The sequence below is a fragment of the Variovorax sp. 20P10.2.4 genome (assembly GCF_058244205.1).
The window spans coordinates 1-16,018 of the sequence record NZ_JBZAYE010000120.1 but is presented as its reverse complement, the minus strand read 5'-3'; the positions used below and the strand labels follow the sequence as shown (position 1 = coordinate 16,018).

The following is a 16,018-nucleotide window of genomic DNA, read 5'->3' as shown; positions in this document are numbered from 1 at the left end:
CGTCGCGGCAGGGGGGAGGGCTTGTCTCGTTTCATTCTTGTGATCCTCTGGGTGGGTGGGCTCTACACGGACGGGGGAAAGTCGTACAGCGCGGCCGGGTTGTCGACCAGCACGCGCCGGCGCTGCGCCGCGTCGGGCAGCCAGCGCGCCAGCAGGTTCAGCAAGGCGCCGTCGTCGGGCACCTGCGCGGCCTCGAAGTAGTTGATGTGCGGCCAGTCGCTGCCCCACACCACGCGCTCGGCATTGGCCCGCAGCAGCGCTTCGGCGAAGGGATCGATGTCGGCGTAGGGCGGGCCCAGGCCGGTGTTGCGGTCGGCGCCCGAGATCTTGGTCCAGGCCTTGCCGTCGGCGAGCAGCCGGCACAGCGTGCGAAAGCCCGGGTCCTCGATGCCGCGCGCGGCCGCCATGCGGCCCATGTGGTCGATCACCAGCGGCAGGCCCAGGCGCAGCAGGCGCGGCGCGAGCTCGACCAGGTCGGGCGCGTGGATCCAGATCTGCGCATGCCAGCCGCGTTCCGCGAGGCGCGGGGCGAGTGCTTCCAGCACCTCGATGCCGACGCCGTTGCGGTAGACCGCATGGCCGTCGCGCTGGAACAGGTTGAAGCGCACGCCGCGGATGCCCGCCGCATGCCAGCGGTCGAGCTCGGCATCGCCGGTGTCGGCGCGCGGCACGGCGATGCCGCGCAGGCGCTCGGGGTACTGCGACAGGGCTTCGAGCACCGCGCCGTTGTCGGTGCCGCTCGCGCTGCCGGTCACCAGCACGCCGCGCGCGAGGCCGAGCCGGTCGAGGTGCGCGATGAAGCCCGCGCCCGGGTATTCGGCGGGCGTGTAGCTGCGGTCCTCGGCGAGCGGAAAGCGTGCGTAGGGACCGAAGACGTGGGCATGGCTGTCGCAGGCGCCGGGCGGCAGCGCGAAGGCCACGGGTGCGAAGACCTCGTGGGGAGGCAGGCAGGGGCGGGTCATGCGGCGTGCCTCCTCAGTCGACCTTGAGCTTGCCGCTCTTCGCGAGCAGGCGGGCGCCCGCGTCTTCCTTCTTCAGCGTGGCGAGCCATTCCTCGGGCGAGGAGGCCTGGCCGGGGCTGCCGACCGAGATCAGGCGGCGCTTCACGTTCTCGTCGGCCAGCGCCTTGCGCAGCGCGGCATTGAGCGTCTGCACCACGTCGGCGGGCGTGCCGGCCGGCGCGAGCAGGCCGGTGGCGGTGGTGGCGTCGAAGTCCTTGAGGCCGGCCTCGCGCAGGGTCGGCACGTTGGGCAGCGCGGGGTCGCGTTCCTTCGACATCACGGCCACCGCGCGCAGCATGCCCGACTGGATGTGGGCGGCCGAGCTCGTGAGCTGATCCACCACCAGGTCGATCTGGCCGCCCAGCAGGTCGGTGAGGGCCGGGGCCGAACCCTTGTAGGGAACGGTGTTGAGGCTCAGCTTGCCGGCCTGCTCGAGCTGCAGCAGCGCGATGTGGTTGGTGGTGCCCGGGCCCGCATGGCCGGCCGTGACCTGGCCCGGCTTGCCGCGCGCGGCGGTGAGCAGTGTCTCGATGTCCTTGTACGGACCCTGGCCGCGCACCGCGATCACCAGCGGCGTGGTGGCGGCGAGGCCGATGGGCGCGAAGTTGTCGAGCGCGTAGGTGGTCTTCGTCATCAGCGGCAGCACGACCAGCGCATTGGGCGTGCTGACCAGCAACGTGTAGCCGTCGGGCTGCGCGCGTGCGACATACGAAGCGCCGATGGCGCCGCCCGCACCGGCGCGGTTGTCCACGATCACCGACTGGCCGAGGATCTGGCCGAGCGCGGGCGCGAGCGTGCGCGCGACCACGTCGAGGTTGCCGCCGGGCGCGAAGGGCACGACCAGCGTGACGGGCTTCTGCGGGAATTTCTGCGCGAAGGCGGGCAGGGCGATGGCTGCCGCGAGCATGGCCAGCACGGCGGGGAACAGTCTTCTTTTCATCGGGAGTCGTCTTGGTTCTTCGGGGGAGGCGGGGGCTTCAGTCGCGGAAGCCCGGATCCATGCGGTCGAGCTTGCGCAGCAGCGCCGGCCATTCCATGAGCCCGTAGGGGCGGCGCGTGCCGGGCTGGTAGTTGTTCCAGGTCTCCTCGAGCACGCTCTGCGGCACGGCCTTGAGCGGCGTGTTGCACGACATCGCGCCGATCTGCGCGCGGCAGGCCAGCTCGAGCCGGTGCATCCAGTTGAAGGCCTCGCCCACGCTGCGGCCCACCACCAGCGCGCCGTGGTTGCGGAAGATCACGGCCTCGCGGTCGCCCAGGTCTTCCAGCAGCGAGGCCTGCTCGGCGGTGTTGAGCACCACGCCCTGGTAGTCGTGGTAGCCGATCTTGAGGAAGCGCATCGCGGTCTGCGTGAGCGGCAGCAGCCCGCATTCGAGCGAGGACACGGCCATCGAGGCCCAGCTGTGGGTGTGGATCACGCAGGCCACGTCGGGTCGCGCGGCATGCACCGCGCTGTGGATCACGTAGCCGGCCTTGTTGATGCCGTAGTCGAGCTCGCCGAAGTCGGGCGAGGAGAGGATGCGGCCGTCGGCGTCGACCTTGATGAGGCTGGACGCGGTGATCTCCTCGTACATCATCCCGTAGGGGTTGATGAGGAAGGCGCCCTTCTCGCCGGGCACGTGCGAGGAGATGTGGTTGGCCATCATGTCGGACATGCCGTAGAGGTCGACCAGCCGGTAGCAGGCGGCGAGGTCGATGCGCGCCTGCCATTCGGCGGCGGAGCACTGGTCCTTCATGGAGGGGATCTGGAGCACGCCAGGGGTTGTCATCGCACGGGTCCTTTCTTCGATATCGGTGTGGGTTCAATCGGCGCCGAGCTGCAGGCGGCTGGGCAGGCGCTTCTCGATCGCGAACTTCAACAGCGCCGCGCAGCGGAAGATGCCGTGCGCGAACTTGCCGTAGGGCAGCGTGAGGAACAGCGCCATCACCACGCCCAGGTGCACGGCCAGCAGCAGCGCCATGAATTGCGTGTCGCGCCAGGCCAGCAGCGCCAGGCCCGTGAGGCTGGTCAGCAGCAGCAGCGCGATGAAGCCGCGGTCCATGGGCCGCTGCGCGACGTCGCCATGGGCCGGGTCGCGCCGCAGGTTGAGCCACAGCAGGCCGATCGGGCCGACCACCAGGCCGATGCCGCCGGCGGTGCCCAGCAGCACCGGCAGGCTGGTCAGCGCATAGGGCGCATGCAGGTCGAACAGGTAGTGGTAGAGCGTGGCCACGCAGGTCGAGGCGAAGCACAGCATGAAGCCGTAGAAGGTGAAGTGGTGGAAGCGCCGGCGCCACAGCGTGAAGCGGTCGTCCTCGTTGTTGCAGCCCTCGCCGTGGCCGCCGCCGAGGTACTTGAGGCGCAACGCGTCGTGCGCCGCTTCCGCGCTCGCGGGCCCGCGCACGCCCGCCATCGCCGGCGCGTTGCCCGGGTCGTTGGCCGGCGAGACCTCGCGCCAGAAACGCCGCACGCCCAGGGCCAGCGCGAGCAGCACGAACAGCGACACCGCGCCGAACAGCAGCGCGAGGAAGTTGTGCGGGAAGATTGCGTAGAAATTGCCGGCCAGCGGCTCGTGCAGCAGCGAGCCGCTCATCGCGACCGCGAGCACCAGGAACAGCGCGAGGCCGCCGGCCAGGGCCAGCGCAACCGTGAGCCCGGCCCTCTCGTAGAGCGAGCCCATCGCGGCGGGCCAGGCGTAGTCGTGGTAGGTCTGCATGCGCACCTGGGCCATGGCCTGCGGCACGTTGACCGCGAACTCGTGCGGCGGTGCGTACTGGCAGGCATGCAGGCAGGCGCCGCAGTTGTGGCAGAGGTTGGCCAGGTAGTGCGTGTCGGCCTTGCCGAACTCGAGCCGCCGCGTCATCGCGGGGAACACGGCGCAGAAGCCCTCGCAGTAGCGGCAGGCGTTGCAGATCTGCAGGATGCGCGCGACCTCGCCCTCGGGGGCGGTCAGCGGAAGGGCGGGCTGGATCGGGATCACGCGCGACGGGGTGGCGCCGATGCCGTCCGCATCGGCACGCGCGCGGGCGACGAGATCAGTGAGCTGCTGCAAGAGGGGTCTCCGGGGAATTCTTCGAAATGTTCTTGGCGGCCTTCGCTGCCTGTGTGCCGGCGATGCGGCCGAAGGCCGTGCCGATGCTCATGCCGACGCCCGCCGTGTAGCCCTTGCCGAGCACGTTGCCGGCCATCATTTCGCCGGCCACGAACAGGTTGGGGCTGGGCCGGCCGCCGAAGCGCACGGCCGCGGTCTCGTCCACCTTCAGGCCCAGGTAGGTGAAGGTGATGCCGGGGCGCACCGGGTAGGCGTGGAAGGGCGCGGTGTCGAGCGGGCGCGCCCAGTGCGTCTTGGCCGGTGCGAGGCCCTCGGTGTGGCAGTCGTCGAGCGCGGTGTGGTCGAAGCGGCCGACGCGGCAGGCGGCGTTGTAGTCCTGCACGGTGCGCACGAAGGTGGCTTCGTCCAGGCCGATCTTCTGCGCCAGCTCGCCGAGCGTGCCGGCCTGCGTGCCGGTGAACACCGGCGGCATGAAGCGCCCGACCGCCTTCTGGTCGATGATCGACCAGGCGATCTGCCCCGGTTGCTGCGCCACCAGCCGGCCCCAGATCGCATAGCGCTTGGGCCAGAAGTCCTCGCCCTCGTCGTAGAAGCGCCGTGCTTCGCGGTTGACCACCACGCCGAGCGAGACGCAGTCGATGCGCGTGCAGATGCCGCCGTCGTAGAGCGGCGCGCGCGCGTCGATGGCGACCATGTGGCCCTGCGAGGGATCGCCGATGCTGTCGGCGCCCGCGGCAATCATGTGCTTGAGCAGCACGCCCTGGTTGAAGCGCGTGCCGCGGATCAGGAAGTTGTCGGCCGGCCATTCGCCGCGCTCGTTCTGGCCCCAGGCCTCGCGCAGCCATTCGCGGTTCGACTCGAAGCCGCCGGCCGCGAGCACGCAGCTCTTGGCCGCGATGCGTTCGCCGGCCTCGGTGCGCACGGCCACGAAGCGCTCGCCGTCGAGCTCGACCGAGGCCACGGGCGTGTCGTAGCGGATCTGCACGCCGAGCCGTTCGGCGCTGCGGAAATAGGCATTGACCAGCGCCTTGCCGCCGCCCATGAAGAAGGCATTGGTGCGCGCCACGTGCAGCGCGCCCGACAGCGGCGGCTGGAAGTGCACGCCGTGGCCGCGCATCCAGTCGCGGCAGTTCGACGAGGCGCGGATCACGAGCCGCGCGAGGTGCTCGTCGGTGAGGCCGCCCGTCACCTTCAGCAGGTCCTGCCAGTACTCCTCTTCAGGGTAGGCATCGACCAGCACGTCCTGCGGCGCGTCGTGCATGCAGCGCAGGTTGCGGGTGTGCTGCGAATTGCCGCCGCGCCATGCCTTGGGCGAGGCCTCCAGCAGCAGCACCGAAGCGCCGGCCTCGCGCGCCATCAGGGCGGCGCACAGCGCGGCATTGCCGCCGCCGACAACCAGTACGTCTATCACTCGTGGGTCTCCTTGGAATCCAGGAGACTTTAGGCAGCGCGGCCTTCACGCGAAAGGCCGGATGAGGCAACGGGTGTTCAGTTTTCGAGAAGACTCGCACCGGTCCAGCGGCCGTCGCGAACGAGGCTGCGGGCCGTGTCGGCCACCACCACGCGCGTGGCCAGCGCGGCCGGCGAGAGCTCGTCGTCCGACAGGCTCACGAGCAGGTTGCGCCGGCCCACGTGGGCATCGGCGATCTGCGTGAGCTCGAGGTCGTCGCGGTCGTGGCGCGCGGTGGCGGCGCCGGGCTGCACGGTGGCACCGTAGCCGGCGCGCACCGCGTCCATCAGCAGCGCGAGGCCGTCGACCTCGGCCACGATGTTCGGCTGCACGCGCGCGCGCAGGAAGGCCGCCATCAGCGTGGCGCGCAGGCCGTGGCTGCCGCTCGGCAGGATCAGCGGCACCTCGGCCAGTTGCGAGAGCCGCACCTTGTTGCCCAGGGGGCGCTTCGCGAGCGTGGGCGAGGCGACCACGAAGAGCTTCTCGGCCAGCAGCGGCGAGACGCTCCAGCGCCGCGGCGTGTCGGTCTGGAACAGCACGGCCAGGTCGAGCTGGCGCGCATGCAGCATGGTCGTGAGATGGCCCGACAGCGCCTCGACCATGTGCAGCCGCACCTCGGGATAGCGCTCCTGCATGGCGCGCATCAGCGGCACGCCGAGCACGGTGGCGGTGGTGGGCGCGAGGCCCACGCTGACGTGGCCCGACAGCCGCGCCTGCTGCGCCGCGCGCACCGCGTCGTCGGCATGGCGCAGCGTGAGCTGGGCCTGCTGCAGGAAGGCCAGGCCGGCATCGGTGGGCGTGACGCCCGTGGAGCTGCGCTGCAGCAGGCGGGTGGCGAGCTCGCTCTCGAGCCGGCTGATCTGCTGGCTCAGCGCCGAGGTGACCACGCCGAGTTCGACCGCCGCGCGGCCCATGCTGCGCAGTTCGCAGACCTTGACGAAGTAGCGCAGTTGCCTCAGTTCCATGCGCGCATCATCGCGCAGGCGCCACCTCGCTCGCGCGACGGCGCAGCAGCAACCATCCGAACAGCGGGGCGGTGACGTACATCGCCACCGAGTACACCGCGGCCGGCAGCGCGAGCTGGAAGCTGCCGAGCACGCTGACCGCGACGAAGATCGCCAAGGTGGAGTTGTGGATGCCGATCTCGTAGCTGATGGCGGTGGCCAGCGGCTTCTCGAGGCCCGCGGCGCGGCTCAGGTAGTAGCCCGCGAGCAGGCTCAGCACGTTGAACAGCACCACCGGCAGGCCGATCTCGGCGAAGGTGGCGGCCATGGTCTTCCACTCGTTCGCGATCGCCAGCACCGTGACCACCGCGAGCACCACGCCGCTGAAGATCTTGGTCGGCTTCTCCATGCGCGCCGCGAAGCCGGGCCGGCGCGAAGCCACGAACATGCCGATGGCCACCGGGATCAGCACGATGGCGATCACCTCGACCAGCTTGCGCGTCTGCAGCGGCACCACCTGGCCGCTCTGCGCGAAATGGTTGATGGCCCAGTTGGCGATCAGCGGCAGCGTGACGATCGACAGCAGCGTGTTGACGGCCGTGAGCGAGATGTTCATCGCCACGTTGCCGCCGAACAGGTGCGAGAACAGGTTGGCCGAGATGCCGCCGGGCGAGGCCGCGAGCAGCATGAGCCCGATCGCGAACACCGGCGAGAGCCCGAAGCCCACGATGATCGCGTAGCAGGCCAGCGGCAGGCCGATGACCTGCAGCAGCAGCGCGATGGTCACGGCCTTCGGATGCCGGAACAGGCGCCGGAAGTCGTCGAGCGAGAGCGACAGCCCGAGCCCGAACATCACGAGCGCGAGCGCGCCGAACAGGAAGCGGGTCACGATGAGCGTGGCGTCCATGGGTGTTGTCTCCTCATTCGTCGTTCTAAAAAAATGGCTGCCGGCCCCCGTCGCGCGGGTGCTGGCAGCCTGGGAAACCGGGGTCGACGCGTCTTAGTTTTTGTAGCTGTCGTCGATGCGGTCGAGTTTGCGGATCAGCGAGGGCCAGACGAACATGCCGCCGAGGCCGCCGCTTTGCACCTTCATGGCCTGGCCCACGCCTTCGATGATCTGCGGGTTCACGTGCGTGAGTTCGCTGCCGCCCGATTGGGCCGCGATCTGGATCTGGCAGGTGTTCTCGAAGGTGTACATCGAAAGGAACGCATCGGCAATGGTCTTGCCGCAGGTCAGCAGGCCGTGGTTGCGCAGCATCAGGAAGTTGGCGTGGCCCATGTCGGCCTGCAGCCGCGGCTTCTCGTCGTCGCGGAAGGCCACGCCCTCGTAGTCGTGGTAGGCCAGCGAGGCCAGCACGAAGGTCGACTGCTGGCTGATCGGCAGCACGCCGTTCTTCTGCGCGCTGACCGCGATGCCGGCCTTGGTGTGCGTGTGCAGCACGCACTGGATGTCCTCGCGCGCGGCATGCACGGCGCTGTGGATCACGAAGCCGGCCGGGTTCACGGGGTAGGGCGAGTCGATGATCTTGTTGCATTGCTGGTCGACCTTGACCAGGCTCGAGGCCGTGATCTCGTCGAACATCAGGCCGTAGGGATTGATCAGGAAGTGGTGCTCGGGGCCGGGCACACGCGCGCTGATGTGGGTGAACACGAGGTCGCTCCAGCCGTACAGCGCCACCAGGCGGTAGCAGGCGGCGAGGTCGACGCGCAACTGCCATTCCTCGGCGGAGACGAGCTTCTGGACTTCGGATTGGGTGGTGGCGTTCATGGTGTGGGTCCTTTGGAGGTATGGGTTCAGGCCGTGGCCGGCTCCTTCAGTGCCGACTTGTAGATGCTCTGCTTGGGCTGCGCCATCACGCGCCGCAGCAGCGGTTCGAATTCGGCGATCGGCAGGGTCTCGGCCTTCGGGTCGAAGGCCGGGTTGTCGTAGAGCGCGCAGAACTCGGCCGTGCGCTCGTAGTAGGGATGGTCCTTGAAGTTGTCGCGCATGTCGCGGTCCAGCCCGATGTGGTGGAAGAAGTAGTGGCCCTGGAAGATGCCGTGGTTCTGCACCATCCAGTGGTTGGCCTCGCTCACGAAGGGCTTGAGGATCGCGGCGGCGATGTCGGGGTGGTTGAAGCTGCCGAGCGTGTCGCCGATGTCGTGCAGCAGCGCGCACACCACGTACTCCTCGTCGCGGCCGTCGCGCAGCGCGCGCGTGGCGGTCTGCAGCGAGTGGGTGTAGCGGTCGACCGGAAAGCCGCCGTAGTCGCCCTCGAGGATCTGCAGGTGCTTGATCACGCGCTCCGGCAGGCCGCGCGTGAACTGCATGAATTCGCCGCCGATCAGCTGCCAGTCCTCGCGCGTGCTGTCCTGCATGCTCTTGAAGCTTGCCCGTGCATTCATCGTTGTCGTCTCCGGTGGGTCTCTCGTTCGTGGGTGAGGGCACTGTAGACCCGGGCTTGACGCTCAACTGTCAAGAATTTGACAATTGAGGCTGCTGGTAAACCCCGCCCGCGCCTGTCGCCGACTTGTCTCGCGCCATCGGCCTCCACCTTTTTCCGGCCACCGCCGCACCGCATGTCCGCTCCCGCCAAACCGCGCCTGTCCGCCGCCCACCGCGCGGCGATGGAGTCCAACCCCTGGTTCATGAGCATGCCGCGCGCGCAGCGCGAGAACCTGCTGGGCGCGGCCGAGCTGATCCACCTGCGGCGCGGCGCCATGGTGTTCCGCCAGGGCGATCCGGTGATCGCCGACGGCGGCTTCTTCGGGCTGGCGGCGGGCACCATCAAGATCTCGTCGCTGCGCCAGGACGGCCGCGAGGCGATCCTCGCGGTGCTCGAGCCCGGCAACTGGTTCGGCGAGATCACGCTGATCGACGGCTCGCCGCGCACCCACGATGCCACCGCGCTCGAGGCGCTCGACCTGTTGGTGATCTCGCCGCAGGCCTTCGGCCAGCTGATGCGCGACGTGCTGTTCGCCAACGCGATCGCCGCCATGCTGGCCGCGCGCGTGCGCATGCTCTACGGCCTGGCCGAGGACGCCACGCTGCGCAGCCTGCGCGCGCGCGTCGCGCACCGCCTGCTGGTGCTGGCGCGCGGCGATGCCACGCAGTCGCAGCACACGCGCCAGCGCGTGGCGCTGCCGCAGGAGGCGCTGGCGATGATGCTCGGCGTGACGCGCCAGACGCTGTCGAAGGAACTCAACGCGCTGGCGGGCGAGGGCGTGGTCGCGCTGGGCTATGGGCGCATCGAGCTGGTGTCGCTCGACGCGCTTCAGCAACTGGTGCGCGCCGGCTGAACGCGCCGGCCCAGCAGCGCCACCGAGCAGGCCGCCGCGACGACGATCGCCACGGCCACGGCCATCACCGCGAAGAAGGCCTGGTCGAAGGCCGTGTGCGCGAGCGCCACCAGCTGCGTGCCGATCTGCGTGGGCAGCGTCTCGGCCGCGAGCAGCGCGCCGTCGATGCCGTCGCGCGCCGAGGCCGGCACCGCCAGCGTGTCGGGAATGGCCAGCGTGGCCGTGTAGGTCGACGAGAGCACGCTGCCGAGCAGCGCGATGCCGAGCACGCCGCCCAGTTCGTACGACACCTCCTCGATCGACGCCGCCATGCCCGCGTGTTCGGCCGGCGCGTTGTTCATGATCGCGTTCGAGGCCGCCGTGATGGTCGCGCCCACGCCCAGGCCCAGCAGCACCAGCACCGCGAGCTTGAGCACGCCCGTGGCATCGACGGCCAGCGCCAGCCCGCACAGCGAGAGCGCCGTGGCCAGGAGGCCGCCGAGGATCAGCGGGCGCGAGCCGGTGCGCGACAGCACCATGCCCGCGAGCGGCCCCGCCACGAAGGCGGCGAGCGGCACCGGCAGGATCGCCAGGCCCGCCTGCAGCGGCGAGAGGCCGGTCACCAGCTGCAGCCGCTGGCTGAACACCAGCTCGACGCCGATCAGCGCCACCGAGGCCACGATGGCCGCGATCACGCCGCCCGAGAAATACGGGTCGCGGAACAGCCGGAAGTCGACCAGCGGGCTCGCGCTGCGCCGCTGGCGCCGCACGAACAGCGCCATGGCCAGCAGGCTCGCGGTGGCGCTGATACCCATCGCGAGGCCCGAGGGCACGGGCTTGGCGAATTCCTTGATCGCGAGCACCAGGCAGACCAGCGCCACGAACACCTGCACCGAGCCGAGGACGTCGAAGGGCTTCGGCTGCGCGGTGGCGCCCGCGCGCCGCCCCGGCAGCAGCCAGGCGCCGAGCACCAGCGCGAGCACGACCACGGGCACGTTGATGAGGAACACGGAGCCCCACCAGAAGTACTCGAGCAGCACGCCGCCGACCACCGGGCCGAACGCGGCGCCGCCCGAGGCGACCGAGGCCCAGACGCCGATGGCGACCGCGCGCTCGCGCTCGTCGGCGAAGGCGAGCCGGATGATGGCCAGCGTGGCCGGCATCATCATCGAGGCGCCCACGCCCAGCAGGCCGCGCGCCGCGATCAGCGCCGCGGGGCTGCCGGCATAGGCGGCGCACAGTGAGGCCACGCCGAAGACGATCAGGCCCGCGAGGAACATGCGCTTGTAGCCCACGCGGTCGCCGAGCGCGCCCATGCCGAGCAGGAAGCCCGACACCACCACCGTGTAGGCGTTGACGATCCAGAGCTTCTCGGACGAGGAGGCCGCGAGGTCGTGCGTGAGCGTGGGCAGCGCCGTGTAGAGCACGGTCATGTCGACCACGATCAGCAGCAGCGCCATCGAGACGATCACCAGCGTGATCCATTTCTTGAACACGGTATTCATCGCTCAGGCCTCCAGTTCCTTGAGCATCGTGACCGAGACCGGCATGCAGCCGCGCGCCTCGAAGAAACGGTGTGCGCCCTGGTTGCCGATGCCGCTCTCGAGGAACAGGCGCGCGATGCCGCGCTGGCGCAGTTCGGCGCAGACCCAGTCGAACAGCTGGCCGCCGACGCCGGCCGACTGGAACGGCGCATCGACCACGAGGTCGTCGAGCGTGGCGAAGGCGCGCGCGGCGCGCCGGGCCTCGTCGATGGACACCAGCGCGATCGCGGCCAGCGCATCGCCGGCATGCGCGGTGGCGATCAGCGAGACGGCCGTGGCCGGCGGCAGCGCGAGCGTTTCGCGCAGTTCGGCGCGCAGCACGTCGGGCAGGTCGCGGCGCCATTCGCCGGGCGCGACGGCGCGCGCGCCCTGCAGCTCGGAATGCGAGATGTAGCGCGGGCTCAGCTGGCGCATGAACAGCGCGGCGATGGCGGCTTCCTGCGCGGGGTCGTGGCACCAGCGCAGGGTCAAGGGGGCGGTGTGGATGCGGGGCATCGCGAGACGGGAGATCGGCATACGAACGAACTTCTCTTTTCAGGGACGGGGCGAGGTCGCCTCGCCTGGACCGCCGATCTTGCTTCAATAGAATGGATGAATAAAGATGAAACCCATCTGATAAATAGATAGAAGAGGCCGTGCCATGGAATGGACCGTCGACCAGTTGCGCCAGTTCGTCACCACCGCCGACTGCGGCTCGTTCTCGGCGGCCGCGCGCCGGCTCGGCAAGGCGCAGTCGGCCGTGAGCACCGCCATCGGCCTGCTCGAGGCCGACCTCGGCGTGGCGCTGTTCGATCGCTCGCGGCGCAATGCGCAGCTGTCCGAGGCGGGGCAGGTGCTGCTGCTCGAGGCGCGTGAGCTGCTGCGCCAGGCCGAGCAGCTCGACCAGCGCGCGCGCTCGCTGCACGATGGCAGCGAGGCCGCGCTCTCGATGGCCTTCGACGAGGCGCTGCCGTACACCGCCATCGCCACGCTGTTGCGAGAGATCTCGGTGAAGTACCCGAGCCTCGAGCTCACGCTGCTCAACGGCACCGCCACCGAGGTGGCCGACTACGTGGAGCAGGAGCGCGCGAGCGTGGCCTTCCATTTCGACCGCGGCCCGGCGCGCGCCTGCTTCGAGCTGCGCCGCATCGGCAGCGTGCCGCAGGGCGTGTTCGTGGCGGTCGACCATCCGCTGGCCGATGGCCGCACCGTGCGGCGCAAGGACCTGGTCGGCCACCGGCAGCTGCTGATGCATGCGGACGACGTGCACGAGGTGGCCTACAGCCCGCGCGTCTGGCGCTCCGACAGCTTCTACAGCACGGCCGAGATGGTGGCCGACAAGCTCGGATGGGCCGTGCTGCCGGTCAACATCGCGCACTACGAGGGCTACCGCCAGGCCCTCAAGGAACTGCCGTGCCCCGCGCTGGCGCTGCCGCGGCTGTCGGTGCGCATGCTGTGGCTGCAGGGGCGGCCGCTGGGCGCCACCGCGCGCTACGTGCAGCAGCGCTTCGCGGAACTGCTGCTCGACAGCACGGCCTGAGCCGCCGCGCGGCTTCGCCCCGACCTTCCTGAACCGATGCATTCCGCCCGCGGGCGGCGGCCTGCGCATGCCTGTCCGGTGGCATGGCTCTTGCGAAGAAGTCGCCCGATGGGAAACTTATTCACCAAACTTGGGCAACTCCTGATACAGGATTTACCCCTGAAACGGTGGATTTTGCTTCTCAGGGAAAGCGATATGTTTCCCATTGGGAAACAAAACTAATCTTCGCGCAGCTTCACCGCCCGTGCACGAAAACGGGCAACCCACGCCGCCGCCGCCCTCGAGGCGGGCGGTCCCCGTCAGCAGAGCCATCAACCTCGCATCGGAGAGCCACCACCATGAATCACCCCGCCAATCCCGCGCTGGCCCAGGAGGGACGGTCGGCCGAGACCGACAGCTCCGAAGTCAGCCGTGTCGTGTTCGCCAGCTCGGTCGGAACCATCATCGAGTGGTACGACTTCCTGATCTACGGCACCGCCGCCGCGCTGGTCTTCAACAAGATCTTCTTTCCCGCCGACGACCCGCTGATGGGCACGCTGGCCGCACTGGGCAGCGCGGCCGTGGGCTTCTTCGCGCGGCCTTTCGGCGGCGCGGTGTTCGGCTACTTCGGCGACCGGCTGGGCCGCAAGTCGATGCTGCTGCTGACGCTCGCGATCATGGGACTCGGCACCTTCGCCATCGGCCTGTTGCCGACCTACCAGCAGATCGGCGTCTGGGCGCCGATCCTCTTGATCGTGCTGCGCATCGTGCAGGGCATCGGCCTGGGCGGCGAGTGGGGCGGGGCGGCGCTGATGGTGCTCGAGCATGCGCCGAAGCGCCGGCGCGGGCTCTGCGGCAGCCTGGTGCAGGTCGGTTTTCCGATCGGCCTGATCCTGCCGGCCGGCGTGTACTCGATGGTGTCGACCTTGCCCGAGGAGGACTTCATGGCCTGGGGCTGGCGCGTGCCCTTCCTGCTGAGCGTGGTGCTGGTGGCGCTGGGTGCCTTCATCCGCACGCGGGTGTCGGAGTCGCCGGTGTTCCTCGAGATGAAGGCCAAGAAGGAGATCGCGCGCAACCCCTTCGCCGAGGCCGTGTTCCGCGACCCGAAGAACTTCCTGATCGCGGTGGGCCTGAAGATCTGCGAGGTCTCGTGGGTCTACATGCTCACGGTGTTCATGGTGGTCTACGCGACCAAGAACCTCGGCCTGCCCAAGGAGATGCTGCTCAACGCGATCATGGTCGCGGCGGCGATCGAGGTGGTGACGATTCCGCTGTTCGGCTGGCTGTCGGACATCATCGGCCGCCGCCCGTTCTACTTCGCGGGCACGCTCTTCACCATCGTCTTCGCGTTCCCGCTGTTCTGGCTGGTGGACACGCGCGATCCGTGGATCATCATCGCCGCGACCGCGGTGGCGCTGAGCTTCGGCCACGGCCTGATGTTCGGCCCGCAGGCCACCTACTTCCCCGAGTTGTTCGGCGCACGCGTGCGCTACACCGGCGCCTCGTTCGGCTTCCAGGTGTCGGCCGCGCTCGGCGGCGGGCTGGCGCCGATCCTCGCCACCCTGCTGGTGGGCAAGCTCGGCGGCACCGCGGGCGTGTCGATCATGCTGATCGGCCTGGCCTGCGTGACCCTGGTGGCGGCCTTCTTCGCGCACGAGACGCGCGACGACTCGGTGCGCAACTTCTGAGCGCGGCCGCATGACCTTCGTCGTGACCGAAGCCTGCATCGCATGTCGCTATGGCGAGTGCGTGTCGGTGTGCCCGCAGAACGCCTTCCACGAAGGACCGAACTTCGTGGTCATCGACCCGCGCGCCTGCGCCAACTGCGGCCTGTGCGAGATGGTGTGCCCGGTGCAGGCGATCCATCCCGCGGCCGACCTCGCGCCCGACCAGCGCGACTGGATCGCGCTCAATGCGCGGCTCGCGGCGCAGTGGCCGGTGGCGGCCGACACCCGGCCGCTGGCCGATGCCGATGCGCATGCCTTCGACACGGCCAAGCGCGAGCGCCTGATCCTCGAACCATGAACCCCAACGCCTTTTCATCCAGAACGAAAGACCCGCGAATGCACATGACCTTCCTGCTCTACGAGGGCATCGAGCCCGTCGACCTCGCCGCCATCGGCGTGGTCTCGATGGCGCGGCGCGTGATCCCCGAGCTTGGCTACCAGACCGTGTCCTTCGACCGCGCACCAGTCACGCTCGCCAACGGGCTGCAGGTGCTGCCGAACAGGAGCTTCGAGGAAGTGCGCGAGGTCGACGTGCTGCTGGTGCCCGGCGGGCCCGGCTGGCGCGCCGCCTCGCAGGACGCACGCGTGCTCGAGTTCGTGCGCCGCGTCGCGCCCGAAGCGCTAGTCTGCTCGGTCTGCACCGGCGCGATGATCCTGGCCGAGGCCGGCGTGCTCGACGGCCTGCGCGCGACCACCAAGTTCGAGGTGGTGCCACCCGAGACCTCGCCGCTCGATGAACTGCGGCAACGCTATCCGGCGATCCGCACCGAGCCCGCGCTCGTGGTCGACAACGGCCGCGTCGTCACCGGCGGCGGCGTCACGCTGTGCATCGACGCCGTGCTGTACCTGATCGAGAAACGCTTCGGCCCCGCACCCGCGGCCGAGGTGGCCCGGATCATGGAATACGGCGCCGCGCGCGAGGCCAACCGGCTGCGCTTCGCGGCCTGAGCGCCTTCGATTTCCAAAAGTTGTCCAATGGGAAACTTCGATCTAGAATCGAATCCACCCGCTGCGGCGATGTCCCCGTCCCCCACCCATCCATTCATCCACAGGAGTCAAACACCATGTCCGCCGTCTTCAAGGAACGCCTCTCCGGCAAGCTGCAACCCACCCTCGGTGGTTCCGTCTACGTCGATCCCGCCACGCTCGAATGGCGGCCCTCGCAGTTTCCGAAGATCCAGATGAAGGTGCTCTACCGCAACGACGCATCGGGCGAGATGACGGTGCTGCTCAAGTGGGAACCCGGCGCGGTGCTGCCGTTCCACAAGCATCCCGAGATCGAGCAGAGCTGGGTGCTCGAGGGTTCGTTCTCGGACCACGACGGCATCTGCCGCGCGGGCCAGTTCGTCTGGCGCCAGCCGGGCTCGCTGCACGAGACGCGCTCGGACGAGGGCTGCACCATCCTCGCGATCTATCGCAAGCCCAATGTGTTCTTCAACGCGGCGGGTTTCGAAGCCGACAAGAACTGAGATCTTCTCGCGCGGTGCCGGTCATCCGGGCAACCGGGTGTGCCGGCAGGTAAACCGGTTCCGTTAAATTCGGAGCATGGTTGCTTCAAAGAAAACCG

Annotated in this window: 17 protein-coding genes; 6 read left to right on the top strand and 11 right to left on the bottom strand. The window is 69.3% G+C overall.

Going from position 1 to position 16,018, the window contains the following annotated elements:
• Window positions 1-62: 62 nt before the first annotated feature.
• The 9 genes from AC27VN_RS14280 to AC27VN_RS14240 all read right to left on the bottom strand — a co-directional run bounded on the left by AC27VN_RS14280 (window position 63) and on the right by AC27VN_RS14240 (window position 8,809).
• Window positions 63-962 carry an amidohydrolase family protein gene (locus AC27VN_RS14280; protein WP_490876945.1) on the bottom strand — a complete coding sequence of 300 codons (900 nt, stop codon included), beginning with the start codon at window positions 960-962 and terminating at the stop codon, window positions 63-65.
• A gap of 13 nt (window positions 963-975) precedes the next feature.
• Window positions 976-1,941 carry a tripartite tricarboxylate transporter substrate binding protein gene (locus AC27VN_RS14275; protein WP_490876944.1) on the bottom strand — a complete coding sequence of 322 codons (966 nt, stop codon included), beginning with the start codon at window positions 1,939-1,941 and terminating at the stop codon, window positions 976-978.
• Window positions 1,942-1,978: 37 nt separating this feature from the next.
• Window positions 1,979-2,767, bottom strand: coding sequence for a class II aldolase/adducin family protein (locus AC27VN_RS14270; protein ID WP_490876943.1), 789 nt, complete (start codon window positions 2,765-2,767; stop codon window positions 1,979-1,981).
• A 33-nt stretch (window positions 2,768-2,800) separates the two neighbouring features.
• Complete coding sequence (gene tcuB, locus AC27VN_RS14265) at window positions 2,801-4,030, bottom strand: tricarballylate utilization 4Fe-4S protein TcuB (RefSeq protein ID WP_490876942.1); 1,230 nt, start codon at window positions 4,028-4,030, stop codon at window positions 2,801-2,803.
• On the bottom strand, window positions 4,014-5,441 hold the full coding sequence (gene tcuA, locus AC27VN_RS14260) for an FAD-dependent tricarballylate dehydrogenase TcuA (RefSeq protein WP_490876941.1): 1,428 nt from the start codon (window positions 5,439-5,441) through the stop codon (window positions 4,014-4,016). Before tcuA ends, tcuB begins: the two co-directional genes overlap by 17 nt.
• A gap of 77 nt (window positions 5,442-5,518) precedes the next feature.
• Window positions 5,519-6,445 carry a LysR family transcriptional regulator gene (locus AC27VN_RS14255; RefSeq protein WP_490876940.1) on the bottom strand — a complete coding sequence of 309 codons (927 nt, stop codon included), beginning with the start codon at window positions 6,443-6,445 and terminating at the stop codon, window positions 5,519-5,521.
• A gap of 7 nt (window positions 6,446-6,452) precedes the next feature.
• On the bottom strand, window positions 6,453-7,331 hold the full coding sequence (locus AC27VN_RS14250; RefSeq protein WP_296785197.1) for a bile acid:sodium symporter family protein: 879 nt from the start codon (window positions 7,329-7,331) through the stop codon (window positions 6,453-6,455).
• A 93-nt stretch (window positions 7,332-7,424) separates the two neighbouring features.
• Window positions 7,425-8,192: a class II aldolase/adducin family protein gene (locus AC27VN_RS14245; protein ID WP_093344395.1), complete on the bottom strand. Its 768-nt coding sequence runs from the start codon at window positions 8,190-8,192 to the stop codon at window positions 7,425-7,427.
• 26 nt (window positions 8,193-8,218) lie between these two features.
• Complete coding sequence (locus tag AC27VN_RS14240) at window positions 8,219-8,809, bottom strand: HD domain-containing protein (protein WP_490876939.1); 591 nt, start codon at window positions 8,807-8,809, stop codon at window positions 8,219-8,221.
• A gap of 174 nt (window positions 8,810-8,983) precedes the next feature.
• Between AC27VN_RS14240 and AC27VN_RS14235 the strand changes: the two genes are divergently transcribed.
• Window positions 8,984-9,703, top strand: a complete 720-nt coding sequence (locus AC27VN_RS14235) for a Crp/Fnr family transcriptional regulator (RefSeq protein ID WP_490876938.1) — start codon at window positions 8,984-8,986, stop codon at window positions 9,701-9,703.
• Here the strand turns inward: AC27VN_RS14235 and AC27VN_RS14230 are convergent.
• Complete coding sequence (locus tag AC27VN_RS14230; RefSeq protein WP_490876937.1) at window positions 9,679-11,187, bottom strand: MFS transporter; 1,509 nt, start codon at window positions 11,185-11,187, stop codon at window positions 9,679-9,681. The genes AC27VN_RS14235 and AC27VN_RS14230 overlap by 25 nt on opposite strands.
• Window positions 11,188-11,190: 3 nt before the next feature.
• Window positions 11,191-11,697 (bottom strand): GNAT family N-acetyltransferase, encoded by a 507-nt coding sequence (locus tag AC27VN_RS14225; RefSeq protein WP_490876936.1) that lies wholly within the window; start codon window positions 11,695-11,697, stop codon window positions 11,191-11,193.
• A 169-nt stretch (window positions 11,698-11,866) separates the two neighbouring features.
• Between AC27VN_RS14225 and AC27VN_RS14220 the strand changes: the two genes are divergently transcribed.
• From AC27VN_RS14220 to AC27VN_RS14200, 5 genes are all read left to right on the top strand, one after another.
• Window positions 11,867-12,745 (top strand): LysR family transcriptional regulator, encoded by an 879-nt coding sequence (locus AC27VN_RS14220; protein WP_093344386.1) that lies wholly within the window; start codon window positions 11,867-11,869, stop codon window positions 12,743-12,745.
• Between the two features lie 338 nt (window positions 12,746-13,083).
• Window positions 13,084-14,412 carry an MFS transporter gene (locus AC27VN_RS14215; protein WP_490876935.1) on the top strand — a complete coding sequence of 443 codons (1,329 nt, stop codon included), beginning with the start codon at window positions 13,084-13,086 and terminating at the stop codon, window positions 14,410-14,412.
• 10 nt (window positions 14,413-14,422) lie between these two features.
• Complete coding sequence (locus AC27VN_RS14210) at window positions 14,423-14,749, top strand: ferredoxin family protein (protein WP_093344382.1); 327 nt, start codon at window positions 14,423-14,425, stop codon at window positions 14,747-14,749.
• A 38-nt stretch (window positions 14,750-14,787) separates the two neighbouring features.
• Window positions 14,788-15,399, top strand: a complete 612-nt coding sequence (locus AC27VN_RS14205; RefSeq protein WP_057597522.1) for a DJ-1/PfpI family protein — start codon at window positions 14,788-14,790, stop codon at window positions 15,397-15,399.
• Window positions 15,400-15,515: 116 nt separating this feature from the next.
• On the top strand, window positions 15,516-15,920 hold the full coding sequence (locus tag AC27VN_RS14200) for a cupin domain-containing protein (protein ID WP_490876934.1): 405 nt from the start codon (window positions 15,516-15,518) through the stop codon (window positions 15,918-15,920).
• Window positions 15,921-16,018 lie beyond the last annotated feature (98 nt).